The organism is Micromonospora sp. NBRC 110037 (assembly GCF_001652995.1).
In the GTDB taxonomy this organism is placed as follows: domain Bacteria; phylum Actinomycetota; class Actinomycetes; order Mycobacteriales; family Micromonosporaceae; genus Micromonospora; species Micromonospora chalcea.
Window position 1 is genome coordinate 38,556 of sequence record NZ_BBVA01000003.1, and the last position, 13,062, is coordinate 51,617.

Annotated in this window: 10 protein-coding genes; 2 read left to right on the forward strand and 8 right to left on the reverse strand. The window is 73.1% G+C overall.

The features are described from left to right. Positions 1-221: 221 nt before the first annotated feature. Both A4R25_RS10105 and A4R25_RS10110 read right to left on the reverse strand, forming a co-directional pair. The gene (locus A4R25_RS10105; protein WP_064446841.1) at positions 222-1,133 is read right to left on the reverse strand and encodes an NUDIX hydrolase; all 912 of its coding nucleotides are present in this window, start codon (positions 1,131-1,133) and stop codon (positions 222-224) included. A gap of 131 nt (positions 1,134-1,264) precedes the next feature. Further along, the gene (locus A4R25_RS10110; protein WP_043328344.1) at positions 1,265-2,212 is read right to left on the reverse strand and encodes an NUDIX domain-containing protein; all 948 of its coding nucleotides are present in this window, start codon (positions 2,210-2,212) and stop codon (positions 1,265-1,267) included. 144 nt (positions 2,213-2,356) lie between these two features. Here A4R25_RS10110 and A4R25_RS10115 point away from each other — a divergent pair, with 144 nt between their 5' ends. After that, positions 2,357-2,668 carry a PspC domain-containing protein gene (locus A4R25_RS10115; RefSeq protein ID WP_043328343.1) on the forward strand — a complete coding sequence of 104 codons (312 nt, stop codon included), beginning with the start codon at positions 2,357-2,359 and terminating at the stop codon, positions 2,666-2,668. Positions 2,669-2,674: 6 nt separating this feature from the next. Here A4R25_RS10115 and guaA read toward each other — a convergent pair whose 3' ends face one another. After that, positions 2,675-4,231, reverse strand: coding sequence for a glutamine-hydrolyzing GMP synthase (gene guaA, locus A4R25_RS10120; protein ID WP_064446570.1), 1,557 nt, complete (start codon positions 4,229-4,231; stop codon positions 2,675-2,677). A 119-nt stretch (positions 4,232-4,350) separates the two neighbouring features. After that, a complete protein-coding gene (locus tag A4R25_RS10125) occupies positions 4,351-6,033 on the reverse strand; it encodes an FAD-dependent oxidoreductase (RefSeq protein ID WP_064446571.1) in 1,683 nt (560 codons plus the stop codon). Positions 6,034-6,173: 140 nt separating this feature from the next. On the opposite strand from A4R25_RS10125, the gene A4R25_RS10130 reads away from it, so the two are divergent. Next, positions 6,174-7,274 (forward strand): LCP family protein, encoded by a 1,101-nt coding sequence (locus A4R25_RS10130; RefSeq protein ID WP_064446572.1) that lies wholly within the window; start codon positions 6,174-6,176, stop codon positions 7,272-7,274. Between the two features lie 4 nt (positions 7,275-7,278). Here the strand turns inward: A4R25_RS10130 and A4R25_RS10135 are convergent, their stop codons facing one another. The 4 genes from A4R25_RS10135 to guaB all read right to left on the reverse strand — a co-directional run bounded on the left by A4R25_RS10135 (position 7,279) and on the right by guaB (position 13,029). Continuing rightward, the gene (locus A4R25_RS10135; protein WP_064446573.1) at positions 7,279-8,736 is read right to left on the reverse strand and encodes a M1 family metallopeptidase; all 1,458 of its coding nucleotides are present in this window, start codon (positions 8,734-8,736) and stop codon (positions 7,279-7,281) included. Between the two features lie 88 nt (positions 8,737-8,824). Continuing rightward, positions 8,825-10,219: a M1 family metallopeptidase gene (locus A4R25_RS10140; protein WP_064446574.1), complete on the reverse strand. Its 1,395-nt coding sequence runs from the start codon at positions 10,217-10,219 to the stop codon at positions 8,825-8,827. Between the two features lie 98 nt (positions 10,220-10,317). Then, on the reverse strand, positions 10,318-11,436 hold the full coding sequence (locus tag A4R25_RS10145; protein ID WP_064446575.1) for a GuaB3 family IMP dehydrogenase-related protein: 1,119 nt from the start codon (positions 11,434-11,436) through the stop codon (positions 10,318-10,320). Positions 11,437-11,466: 30 nt separating this feature from the next. Beyond that, positions 11,467-13,029 (reverse strand): IMP dehydrogenase, encoded by a 1,563-nt coding sequence (guaB, locus tag A4R25_RS10150; protein ID WP_064446576.1) that lies wholly within the window; start codon positions 13,027-13,029, stop codon positions 11,467-11,469. Between the last annotated feature and the right edge of the window lie 33 nt (positions 13,030-13,062).

Genomic DNA, 13,062 nt, shown 5'->3' on the forward strand with positions numbered 1-13,062 from the left:
GGCTGTCTCGTGCCGGACCTTTCGGGTCCGGCAGCCCTTTTGCGGAGTACACCATTGCACAGGGAACAGGGGCTTGGCGATAGCTGCCGGCGGTACTTATATCTCCCTTAACCGCACGAACCGCTCAATCATTCCCATCTCGGGCTTCAACGTCCGTTTTTGTCGGCCAACCCTTCCTTCCGACTGTACCGGAGGTCACCCAGGGCGGCTCGGCGAGCGATTCACCTCACCCGCTGCCCGGTGGCGCGGGCCGCCACGTCGGTCATCGACAGGCCGCCGACCTGCTCCGGCGCGAACCAGGCCGCCCGGGCGGTGGAGCCACCGGCCAGCTCGGTCACCACCGCCTCGGTCGGCGCGTCCACGCGTACCCGGTAGATCACCCGGATGCCGTGCCAGTCCAGCGGCCGGCCCTCCGGGCCGAGCGCGGCCGGGTTGTGCAGGTTGTCCACCGCCATCAGGTCGACCACCCGGCCCAGCTGTCCGGCCTCCTCGACCAGCTCACGCAGCAGCCCGGTGGCCGGCTGCTCGCCGTGGTCGGTGCCGCCGCCGGGCAGGTGCCAGCGGCCCGCGCCCGGGTAGCCGTCGGCGATCATGGTGAGCAGCACCCGGTCGGCCGGATCGGTGACCAGCCCGTACGCGGCGAAGCGCTGCCGTCGGTCGACGGCCGGCCCGGCCGGGTCGACGGGCAGCCCGCGGGGCATGTCGGCCGGCAGCGGAGTCACCGGCAGGCCGAGCAGCTCGGCAGTGAACACCATCAGCGGGAGGCCCGCCGCCTCCTGCGGGGTGAACCAGCCCACCTCGTCGGTGCCGCCGGCGGGCTCGGGTCGCAGCCGCCCGCCGCGCGCCTCGACGTCGAAGATCAGCCGGTCGGTGTGCATCGCGACGTTCTCGGCGCGGAACGCGGTCACGTCGGCGACGGCGGCCCGGATCGCGCCGGGCGCGACGGTCAGCCCGGTCTCCTCGGCGAACTCGCGGACCACCGCGTCGGCCGGGTGTTCCGCGTGCTCGACGCCGCCGCCGGGCAACTGCCACACCCCCGGGTACGGGCACTTCGCCGAGCCACGCGCCAGCAGCACCCGCCCCTCGGAGTCCCGCAGCATCCCGTACGCCCCGACCCGCCGCTGCTGCTCCACCCGCACCACTCCCCCGCACCCGAGCGCCCCACTCCGTCGATCATGAGGTTAGCGGTACCGGGGCGGACATTTCCCGCCGTCAACTTCATGATCGCCGAAGTGGGGCGCGGGTGTGAGCGGGTCGGGTGGGTCTAGAGGAGATGGGCGGCCTGGACCGCCTCGGCGGTCACCTCGGTGAGGCGGTCGGTGGGCAGGGCGCCGAGTTCCTCGCGCCGGAACCAGCGGGCTTCGCAGGTGGAGCCGCCGACGTCGGCCACCGTGGGCGGCGCCGGCTGGTCGACCACAACCCGGTAGAAGGCGCGTACGCCGTGCCAGTCGATCGGGTAGCCCTCCGGGCCGAGCGAGGCGGCGTCCCGGTGGCTGGCCACGCCGAGCAGCTCGACCAGGCGGCCGGTCTGCCCGGTCTCCTCGACCAGCTCCCGGATCAGCGCCGCGCCCGGCTGCTCGCCGTAGTCGGTGCCGCCACCGGGCAGGTGCCAGCAACCGGCGCCCGGGTAGCCGTCGGACACCCGGGTCAGCAGCACGCGCTCCTCCGGGTCGGTCACCACCGCGTACGCGGCGAAGCGCTGCGCCCGGTGCAGCCCGTCCGGGCCGGGCACGGCGTAGAACGAGGGGAACTCGGGCACCTCCTCCGGCACGATGTCGTCGGTGGAGGTGGGCAGGCCCAGCGCACGCGCGGTGAACGACCGCAGCGGCAGCTCCCGGGCCTCGTCGAGGGTGAACCAGCGGGCCAGGTCGGTCGGGCGGTCGATCCGCTCGGTGAGCGTCCCGCCGCGTACCGAGACGGTGTAGAGGAGGCGGTCGGTGTGGATCGTGATGCGCCGCTCGGGCAGGGCCCGCATGTCGGCGAGCACGTCCTGGAGGCCGGCGACGGCGACCGAGAGCCCGGTCTCGGCCGCGGTCTCCCGGACGACTGTGTGCTTGGGGTCCTCACCGTGGTCGACCGCTCCTCCGGGGAGCGACCAGGTGCCGGGGGTGCCGGAGCGCTCCGATGCGCGGACCAGCAACACTCGGCCGTTTGAATCAGCACAAACTGCGTATGCCGCGATCCTGCGGAGCGGCTCCAGCGAGGTGGTCACGGGATCAAATTCTCCCCGGAGCGGGTTACCGGGATCGAAAAGAGTCAGATTCCTGACTCTTCGCTGGCGTCTCAGGGACGCATCAGGGTAGGGCTCCGGGCGGTCACCGAGGTCGCCCGCCGCGGCGCGCGGGACCGTGGAGACATGACCTCTCCGAATCCCTCCCACGCCCCGTACAAGCAGCTCCGCCGCCCGGTCAGCGACCGCATGATCGCCGGCGTGGCGAGCGGCCTCGGCCGCTACTTCGCCGCCGACCCCACACTGATCCGGGTGATCTTCGCGACCGCCACGGTGCTCACCGGCGGGCTCGCCGCGCTCGCGTACCCGATCATGTGGTTCCTGATGCCCGAGGAGCCGGCCGGCGCGCCCGCCTGGCCGCACCCGCCGGGCACCGCGCCCGGGTGGCCGCCGGTCCCGCCGACCGGGCCGGACGCCGGACCGCCGCCCGCGGCCTGAGCGGCGTCACTCCCACTCGATGGTGCCCGGCGGCTTGCTCGTCACGTCCAGGACCACGCGGTTGACCTCGGCGACCTCGTTCGTGATCCGGGTGGAGATCCGGGCCACCACGTCGTAGGGCAGCCGGGACCAGTCGGCGGTCATCGCGTCCTCGCTGGAGACCGGGCGTAGCACCACCGGGTGACCGTAGGTGCGCCCGTCACCCTGCACCCCGACGCTGCGGACGTCGGCCAGCAGCACCACCGGGAACTGCCAGACGCCCCGGTCCAGGCCGGCAGTGGTCAGCTCCTGCCGGGCGATCAGGTCGGCCTTGCGGAGCACGGCGAGACGCTCCTCGTCGACCGCGCCGATGATCCGGATGGCCAGGCCCGGGCCGGGGAACGGGTGCCGCCAGATCATCGCCTCGGGCAGGCCCAGCTCCAGGCCGATCGTGCGAACCTCGTCCTTGAACAGCGTGCGCAGCGGCTCGACCAGTGAGAACTTCAGGTCCTCGGGGAGGCCGCCGACGTTGTGGTGGCTCTTGATGTTGGCGGTGCCGGTGCCGCCGCCGGACTCCACCACGTCCGGGTAGAGCGTGCCCTGCACCAGGTATTCCACGTCGCCGTGCGCCGCGATCTCCCGGGCGGCGGCCTCGAAGACCCGGATGAACTCCCGGCCGATGATCTTGCGCTTCTGCTCCGGGTCGGTCACCCCGGCCAGCGCGCCGAGGAACCGCTCCCGGGCGTCGACCACCTTCAGCTTGATGCCGGTGGCGGCGACGTAGTCCTTCTCGACCTGCTCGGCCTCACCGGCCCGCAGCAGGCCGTGGTCCACGAACACGCAGGTGAGCTGGTCGCCCACGGCACGGTGCACGAGCGCCGCGGCGACCGCCGAGTCGACGCCGCCGGAGAGACCGCAGATGACCTCCTTGTCGCCGATCTGCTCGCGGATCCGGGCGACCTGCTCGTCGATGATGTTCGACGGCGTCCACGTCGGTTCGATGCCGGCGATGTCGTACAGGAAGCGGGTGAGCATCTCCTGGCCGTGCGCGGTGTGCCCGACCTCCGGGTGGAACTGCACGCCGGCGCGGCGGCCGGCCAGGTCCTCGAACGCGGCGACCGGGGCGCCCGCCGACTCGGCGGTGACGGTGAAGCCCTCCGGCGCCTCGGTGACGCAGTCGCCGTGGCTCATCCAGACCGGCAGGTCGGCCGGGAGGTCGCGCAGCAGCACACCGGGCTCGGTCAGGCGCGGGCGCAGCGGGGTGCCGCCGTACTCGCGGTTGCCGGTGCGCGCGACGGTGCCACCGAGCGCCTGGGCCATGGCCTGGAAGCCGTAGCAGATGCCGAAGACCGGCACGTCGGCGGTGAACACGCCGGCGTCGATCTGCGGCGCGTCCGGCGCGTACACGCTGGCCGGACCGCCGGACAGGATGATCGCGGCGGGGTTCTTCACCAGCATCTCGGACACCGGCATGGAGTGCGGGACGATCTCCGAGTAGACCTTCGCCTCGCGGACGCGGCGCGCGATGAGCTGGGCGTACTGGGCTCCGAAGTCCACCACGAGGACGGGGCGAGGCGTGCTCATGTGCGCAAAGCCTACCGACAGTCACCGGGCGCGCGGACGCGCCCCGGCGGTGTGGCGGGGTGAATGTGTTAACAGGGGCCCCTTCCTCTACCGGAGGCGTTAAGAAGGGGCCCTTCCTTTCACCGCAGGGCGGCGGGGGCGTGCGCGGGGACGGCCGGCCGCCGCGGCGGGACCGGCGCGACCCGGGTGTACGGGGAGCCGAGCGCCGGACGCGGGTCCGCCTCGTCCTTGTTCGGCCAGTACGACATGGCCCGCTCGGCCTGCGCGGTGATCGTCAGCGACGGGTTGACGCCCAGGTTCGCCGAGACCGCCGCGCCGTCCACCACGTGCAGCCCCGGGTGGCCGTACACCCGGTGCCAGGGGTCGATGACACCCTCGTCCGGGGAGGCGCCGATGACCGCGCCGCCGAGGATGTGCGCGGTCACCGGGATGTTGAACGGCTCGGTGACCGCCCCGCCCGGGGTGCCGCCGATCTCCTCGGCGAGCAGCCGGGCCGCCGTGTTGCCGGCCGGGATCCAGGTCGGGTTGGGCGCGCCGTGGCCGGGGCCGGAGACCAGCCGGCCCCGGCGGTAGCGGGTGGTCAGCGAGTTGTCGACCGACTGCATGACGAGCGCGATCACGGTGCGCTCGGACCAGCGGCGTACGGACAGCATCCGCGCCGCCAGCAGGGGCTGCCGGACGATGCTGCCCAGCCAGCGCCGGGCGCGGCGGGGACCGCCGTCGACGAGCAGCGACTGGAGCAGGCCCATCGCGTTGGAGCCCTTGCCGTACCGGACCGGCTCGATGTGGGTCTGCGGGTCGGGGTGGAACGAGCTGGTGATCGCCACCCCCTCGGTGAAGTCGAGGCCGCGCTTCCGGGCCGCGCCGGGCGCCACCGAGGCGCCGAGGATGGCCTCGGAGTTGGTGCGGGTCAGCTCGCCGAGGCGGGGCGAGAGCGCCGGCAGCGCGCCGGTCGCCTTCATCTCGTGCAGCAGCCGCTGGGTGCCGAGCGCGCCGGCCGCGAAGACGACCTGGTCGGCGTGGATCACCTCGCGCCGCTTGCGCAGCCACGCGCCGGTGCGTTCGGTGTGCACCGCGTACCCGCCAGCCGGGTCGGGGCGCACGGCGGTCACGGTGGTCAGCGGGTGCACCTGCACGCCGAGCCGCTCGGCCAGCCAGAGGTAGTTCTTCACCAGCGTGTTCTTGGCGCCGTGCCGGCAGCCCGTCATACAGGACCCGCAGTGGCTGCACCCGGTGCGGTCCGGGCCGGCCCCGCCGAAGTACGGGTCGGCCACTCGCTCGCCCGGCCGCCCGATGTGCACGCCGACCGGCGTCGGGTGGTAGGTGTGCGCCACCCCCATCCGCTCGGCCACCGCGCGGACGGCCCGGTCCGCGCGGGTGTCGATCGGGTACGTGGTGACGCCGAGCATCCGCTTCGCCTGGTCGTAGTGGCGGGCCAGTTCGTCGCGCCAGTCGGTGATGTCGCGCCACTGCGGGTCGGCGTAGAACGCGTCGAGCGGCTCGTAGAGCGTGTTCGCGTAGACGAGCGAGCCGCCGCCCACCCCGGCGCCGGAGAGCACGAGCACGCCGCCGCCGGCCTTGCGGTCGGCCGAGCGCAGCAGCGTGATCCGCTGGAGCCCGAAGCAGCCGAGCCGGGGCGCCCAGAGGAACCGTCGCGCCCGCCAGGACGTACGCGGGAACTCGTCGTCGGCGAAGCGCCGCCCGGCCTCCAGGACGCCGACCGAGTAACCCTTCTCGGCCAGCCGCAGCGCGGTGACGCTGCCGCCGAACCCGGACCCGATGACGACCACGTCGTAGCGCATGGACGCATCATTACCGACGAGTAGCTATAGCGCCAACGAGACCTTTTCGCACATCATGCAGAGCGCTCGATCGCCGGGATTCCCACCACTGCAACCTCTGGGCCCTCCTGGCGCGTCGAATCACACGGGGAGGCACGAACGTGACGAGACGACGCCTGCTGGGCCTGGCCGCGCTGGTGGCCGCGCTGCTGGTCGCCACCGGAGCGGTGGTGACCACCCGGCTGGTGGCGAACCGTCCGGCCGCCCCGGCCGCCGGCCCGAGCACCACGCCACCGGCCTCGCCGACGCCCGCCCCGACCACCGCCAGCCCGACGCCGCCGCCCGGCGCCGACCTGAAAGGCCCGCTCAACCTGCTGCTCGTCGGCGTCGACACCCGGGTCAGCATCCCCGGCTGGGAGCCGCACGCCGACGCGGTGCTGCTGCTGCACGTACCCGCCGGGCTGGACCGGGCGTACCTGTTCTCGCTCCCCCGCGACCTGGTGGTGGACATCCCCGCCTACCCGAAGGCGCGCTACCCGGGCGGCCGGACCAAGCTCACCCACGCGATGAGCTACGGCAGCCGGGTGCCGGGCGACAAGGCCAACCCCAGCACCGCCCAGGGGTACGAGCTGCTGCGCACCACCGTCTCCCGCTACACCGGGCTGCGCATCGACGCCGGCGCGGTGATCACGTTCGGCGGCTTCGACAAGCTGGTGGACACGCTCGGCGGGGTGGACCTCTACGTCGACCAGCGGGTCGAGTCCCGGCACCGCCGCCCGGACGGCACCATGCGGACGCTGACCGGCGGCGGCTACACCGGGCCGCAGATGGTCTACGAGAAGGGCACCCGCCACCTGACCGGCTGGCAGGCGCTGGACTACGCGCGGCAGCGCTACACCGCGGGCGGCGACTACACCCGGCAGCGGCACCAGCAGCAACTGCTCCGGGCGCTGGCCCGCAAGATCGTCGACCAGGGCACCGCGCGCGACCCGCAGCGGGTCGAGCAGGTGGTCGCCGCGCTCGGCAAGACCCTGGTGTACGCCGGAGGCGGCCGCGACCTGGTCGACTTCGCGTACGCCCTCGGTGGCCTGCCCGCCGACCGGCTCACGCTCGTCGTGCTGCCCGGCGCCGGGGTGAGCAGCGGCGGCGCGTACCGGGGCGAGCAGCTCAAGCCGCTGGGCCGCGACTTCCTCACCGCGCTGCGCGACGGGCGGGCCGACGCCTTCCTGACCGCCCACCCGTCGCTGCGCGTCAAGAACTGAGGACCTACAGCGGTTTCGGGGCGGGCGGGCGCTCGGTGCCGTACAGCCACGGGTCGAAGACCTTCGCCAGCTTCTTGCCCGAGACCCGCTCGGCCAGCGCGACGAAGTCGGCTGTGGTGGCGTTGCCGTTCTTCCGCTCCGCCGCCCAGGTACGCAGGACGGTGAAGAACGCGGTGTCGCCCACCGCCACCCGCAGCGCGTGCACAGTCATCCCGCCCCGGTCGTAGACCGAGCGGCTGAACAGGTTCTCCACCCCCGGCTTGCCCGGCGGCGTCCGCCACACCTGCGAGCCGGCGTTCGCGTACTTCTGCTCGAACGTGCGCTGCACTGTGGTCGAGCCGCTGTGCTCGGCCCACAGCCACTCGGCGTACGTGGCCAGCCCCTCGTTGAGCCAGATGTCCTGCCAGCGCTGGATCGACACGCTGTTGCCGTACCACTGGTGGGCCAGCTCGTGCGCGACCACGCCGGTGTTGTCGCCCTGCCGGAAGAAGCTGGCCGAGTAGACCGGACGGCTCTGCGTCTCCAGCGCGTACCGGATCCGGTCGTCGTCGATCACCACGCCGCCGTACGAGTCGAACGGGTACGGCCCGAAGACGCTCTCCAGGTAGTCGGCGACCTCGACGGTACGCGCGATCGACCGGTCCGGGGCGCCCTGGGGCAGCTGCGTGGTGACCGCGCTGTACACCGGCCGCCCCTTGTGCTCGCCGGTGGTGACCCGGAACTTCCCGATCGCCACGGTGGTCAGGTAGCTGGCCGCCGGCGCGCCCTCCGACCATTTCCAGGTGGTCCAGTCGCCGCTTGTCGACTTCCCCTTCGGCACGCCGTTGGAGACCGCCGTCAGTCCCTTCGGGACGGTGATCTCGAAGTCGTAGGTCGCCTTGTCCGACGGGTGGTCGTTCACCGGGAACCAGGTGCTCGCCGACTCCGGCTGACCGAGCGCGATCGCCCCGTCCGAGGTGTGCAGCCAGCCGCCCTCGCCCAGCGACTCGGTACGCAGCGGCTCCGGCCGCCCGTCGTACCGGATCTCGGCGGTGAACCCGTTGCCGGAGGTCAGCCCGGTGGCCGGGGTGACCACCAGTTCGTTGCCGGTACGGCTGTGCCGGGCGGCGGCGCCGTCCACAGTCACCGAGCGGACGGTCAGCCCGGCCAGGTCCAGGTTGAACGCGGACAGGTCGGCGGTCGCGGTGGCCCGCATCGTGGTGGTGCCGCTGAGCTTGTCCGTCTCCGGGTCGTAGCGCACCTTCACCGTGTAGTGCGCGACGTCGTAGCCACCGTTGCCGTAGCGCGGGAAGTACGGATCGCCGGCGCCGGCCGCGCCCGGTGCGAAGCTGCGCGAGGTCGCCGGCGCCGGGCCGGCCGGGGTCGACGGACCCGGGTCCGGCTCGGCCGAACCGCAGCCGGCCACCAGCAGCGTGCCGCAGGTCAGCAACCCGATCCGTCGTCGTGCGCCGCGCCGCGTCATCGCCTCGATCCCTCCCGGGGCCGTTCGGCGGCCCCCGCCCACGGGCCGCTCCGACGCGGCAGCCTACCCAGCGGCGGTCACGCGTGCGTCACGGCAGTCCCGGCGGCGTGCCGCCGACCAGCCAGGCGTCCAGCAGCGTCCGCAACGGCCGCCCCGACGTGCGTTCGGCGTACCCGACGAAGTCGGCGGTGGTGACGTTGCCGTTGCGGTGCTGCGCCAGCCAGCCGCGCAGCACCCGGTAGAACGTCTCGTCGCCGACCGCGCGGCGCAGCGCGTGCACCGCGAGCGCGCCCCGCTGGTAGACCGCGTCGCCGAACATCCCGGACCGGCCCGGGTCGACAGTGGGCTTCGACCAGTCGGTGTCCGCGTACCGCTCGGCGACCGTCTGCGCCACCGTCCGGCCGCCGTCGTGCTCGGCCCAGAGCCATTCGGCGTACGTGGCGAAGCCCTCGTTGAGCCAGATGTCGCTCCACCGGGCCACCGAGACGCTGTCGCCGAACCACTGGTGGGCCAGCTCGTGCGCGACCACTTCGGTGTTCGGGCGGTCGCCCCGGAAGAAGCCCGGCCCGTAGACCGGCCGGCTCTGCGTCTCCAGCGCGTACCGGATGCGCTCGTCGGCCACCACGATCCCGCCGTACGCCTCGAACGGGTACGGGCCGAAACGCTCGGCCAGGAAGTCGGCGATCTCGCCGGTGCGGGCCACCGACGCAGCGGCCGGCCCGTCCGCGGGCAGCGCCTCGGCGACGGCGGTGACCAGCGGCTTGCCCGCGTGCGTCCCGGTGCTGACCCGGTAGTCGCCGATCACCAGCGTGCTCAGGTAGCTGGCCATCGGCGCGCGCTCCGACCAGCGCCAGGTGGTCCATCCGCCGCTTGAGGTCTTGCCCTCCGGCACGCCGTTCGCGAGCGCGGCGAGCCCGTCCGGCACGGTGATCGTGAAGTCGTAGGTCGCCTTGTCCGACGGGTGGTCGTTGACCGGGTACCAGGTGCTCGCCGACTCCGGCTGGCCGAGCGCGATCGCGCCGTCCGGTGTGGCGTGGAAGCCGCCGTCGCCGAGTTCGGCGTTCGGCAGCGGTTGCGGCACCCCGCCGTACGTCACCTCGACGGTGAGCCGCTTTCCCGACGGCAGCCCGCGCGGCGGGGTGACGATCAGCTCGGCGCCGTCGTGGCGGTGCTCGGCCGCCTCCCCGTCCACCCGGACCCGCTCGACGTCCAGCCCGGCCAGGTCGAGCTGGAACCGGGACAGCGCACGGGTGGTGGTGGCGGTCAGCGTGGCGGTGCCGGCGAGCCTGTCGCCGGCCGGGTCGTAGCGCACGTCGAGCGCGTAGTGGCCCACGTCGTAGCCGCCGTTGCCGGCCCCCGGCACGTACGGGTCACCGGCGTCCGCCGCGCCCGGCCGGAACCCGTTGTCGTCGCCGCCCGTGCATCCGCTCACCGCGAGCGCCGCCGCCACCAGCCCTGCCGCCCAGATCCGCCCCCGTCTCACCCGGCGAGCCTAGACGCGCGACGGCGCGGGCGGGGCCGGAACACGTCCGGGCCGCCGCCCGCGCCGTCATGCGGTGCTCAGCCGGTGCTCAGCGGTGCTCAGCGGTCGAGGACCAGCCCGACCTTCTGGAACTCCTTGAGGTCGCGGTAGCCGCACTTGGCCATCGCGCGGCGCAGGCCGCCGAAGAGGTTGAGCTGGCCGTCCGGCTCGTCGGCCGGGCCGAACAGCAGCTTCTCCATCGAGCCGAGCGGCTCGCCGGCCACCTCGAACGCGCCCCGGGGCAGCGACGGGTGGCTGGCCGCGGAGTGCCACCAGGCGCCACCGGCCGGGGCCTCCTCGCAGAGCGACAGCGGCTCGCCGAGCATCACCGCGTCCGCGCCGCAGCCGAGTGCCTTGGCGATGTCGCCGGAGGTCTGCATGTCGCCGTCGGCGATCAGGTGCACGTACCGGCCGCCGGTCTCGTCCAGGTAGTCGCGGCGGGCAGCGGCGGCGTCGGCGATCGCGGTGGCCATCGGCACCCGGATGCCGAGCACCGACTCGGTGGTCGACCAGTCGTCGCCGCCGATGCCCACGATCACGCCGGCCGCGCCGGTACGCATCAGGTGCAGCGCGGTCTTGTAGTCGGTGCAGCCGCCGACGATGACCGGCAGGTCGAGGTCGGCGATGAACTCCTTGAGGTTCAGCGGCTCGTCGGTGGTGGAGACGTGCTCGGCCGAGACGAGCGTGCCCTGGATGACCAGGATGTCCACGCCGGCGTCGAGGATCACCGGGGCCAGCGCGAGCGTGTGCTGCGGCGAGACCCGCACCGCCACCGTGCCGCCGCCCTCACGCAGCTCGCGTACCCGCTCGGCGATCAGGTCGGGCCGGATCGGCTCGGCGTAGACCTCCTGGAGGCGCTTGGTCGCCCGCGCCTCCTCGCCGAGACCGGCCAGTTCCTCCAGCACCTTGGCCGGGTTCTCGTACCGGGTCCAGAGGCCCTCGACGTTGAGCACGCCGAGGCCGCCGAGCTGGCCCAGCCGGACCGCCGAGGCGGGGCTCATGGTCGCGTCCGAGGGGTGGCCGACGCAGGGGATGCCGAACTGGTACGCGTCGAGCTGCCACGCCGTGGAGACGTCGTCGACGTCCCGGGTGCGGCGGCTCGGCACGATGGCGATGTCGTCCAGGTGGTAGCCGCGCTGCGCGGTCTTGCCCAGCCCGATCTCGACCACGTCACGCATGAGGGACTCCAGGTGGTTGGGGGTGGTGGGTCAGCGGGAGTGGTAGTTGGGCGCCTCGACCGTCATCTGGATGTCGTGCGGGTGGCTCTCCTTGAGCCCGGCCGCGGTGATCCGGATGAGCTGGCCACGCCGGTGCAGCTCCGGGATGCTCTCCGCGCCCACGTACCCCATGGCGGCGCGGAGGCCGCCGATGAGCTGGTGGGCGACCGCGGACAGCGGACCCCGGTAGGGCACCTGGCCCTCGACGCCCTCCGGGACCAGCTTGTCCTCGGCGAGCACGTCCTGCTGGAAGTAACGGTCCTTGGAGTAGGACTTGCCCTGGCCACGCGACTGCATCGCGCCGAGCGAGCCCATCCCCCGGTACGCCTTGTACTGCTTGCCGTTGATGAAGATCAGCTCGCCGGGGCTCTCCTCGCAGCCGGCCAGCAGGCTGCCGAGCATCACCGTGTCGGCGCCGGCGACGAGCGCCTTGGCGATGTCGCCGGAGTATTGGATGCCGCCGTCACCGATCACCGGCACGCCGGCCGGGCGGGCGGCACGGGCCGCCTCCATGATCGCGGTGATCTGCGGTACGCCGACCCCGGCCACGATCCGGGTGGTGCAGATGGCGCCCGGGCCGACGCCCACCTTCACGCCGTCCGCGCCGGCCTCGACGAGCGCCTTCGCGCCCGCGTACGTGGCGATGTTGCCGCCCACGATGTCGATGCTGACGTCCCGCTTGAGCCGGGCCACCATCTCCAGCACGGCCCGCTGGTGCCCGTGCGCGGTGTCCACGATGACCACGTCCACGCCGGCGTCGACGAGGGCACGGGCCCGCTTGTAGCCGTCCTCGCCCACGCCCACCGCGGCGGCGACCCGGAGCCGGCCCGCGTCGTCCTTGGTCGCGTTCGGGTACTGCTCGCTCTTGGTGAAGTCCTTCACCGTGATCAGGCCGCGCAGCTTGCCGCCCGCGTCCACGATCGGCAGCTTCTCGATCTTGTGCTGGCGCAGCAGGCCGAGCGCGTCGTCCTTGCTCACGCCGACCGGGGCGGTGATCAGCGGGGTGCGCGTCATGATCTCGCGGACCGGCGTGGCCGGGTCGGAGACGAAGCGCATGTCGCGGTTGGTGACGATGCCGACCAGCTGGCCCTGCCCGTCGATCACCGGCACGCCGGAGATGCGGTAGCGACCGCAGAGCGCGTCGACCTCGCGCAGCGTGTCGTCCGGGCTGGCGGTCACCGGGTTGGTGATCATGCCGGACTCGGAGCGCTTCACCAGGTCGACCTGGAGCGCCTGGTCCTCCACCGACAGGTTGCGGTGCAGCACGCCGATGCCGCCCTGGCGGGCCATGGCGATCGCCATCCGCCCCTCGGTGACCGTGTCCATCGCGCTGGACAGCAGCGGCACGGTCAGCTCGATGTTGCGGGTCAGGCGGGTACGGGTGTTCACCCGGCTGGGTACGACGTCCGACTCGCCCGGCTGGAGCAGGACGTCGTCGAAGGTCAACCCGAGCGGTACCACCCGGGCCGAACCGGCCGGCAGCTCGGGCAGATGGCCACCCAGCTCCCCGCCGTCGGTGCCGGCCGGGATCTCGGTGCTGGGCGAATTCTCCACGATTGCTCCCCTGAGCTGGTCGATCGGGCTGCA

Bases quoted from the DNA above. Each gene is read 5' to 3' on its own strand.
- A4R25_RS10115 (WP_043328343.1), top strand. From the start codon at position 2,357: ATGACCTCTCCGAATCCCTCCCACGCCCCGTACAAGCAGCTCCGCCGC.
- A4R25_RS10125 (WP_064446571.1), bottom strand. From the start codon at position 6,033: ATGCGCTACGACGTGGTCGTCATCGGGTCCGGGTTCGGCGGCAGCGTC.
- A4R25_RS10135 (WP_064446573.1), bottom strand. From the start codon at position 8,736: ATGACGCGGCGCGGCGCACGACGACGGATCGGGTTGCTGACCTGCGGC.
- A4R25_RS10145 (WP_064446575.1), bottom strand. From the start codon at position 11,436: ATGCGTGACGTGGTCGAGATCGGGCTGGGCAAGACCGCGCAGCGCGGC.
- guaA (WP_064446570.1), bottom strand. From the start codon at position 4,231: ATGAGCACGCCTCGCCCCGTCCTCGTGGTGGACTTCGGAGCCCAGTAC.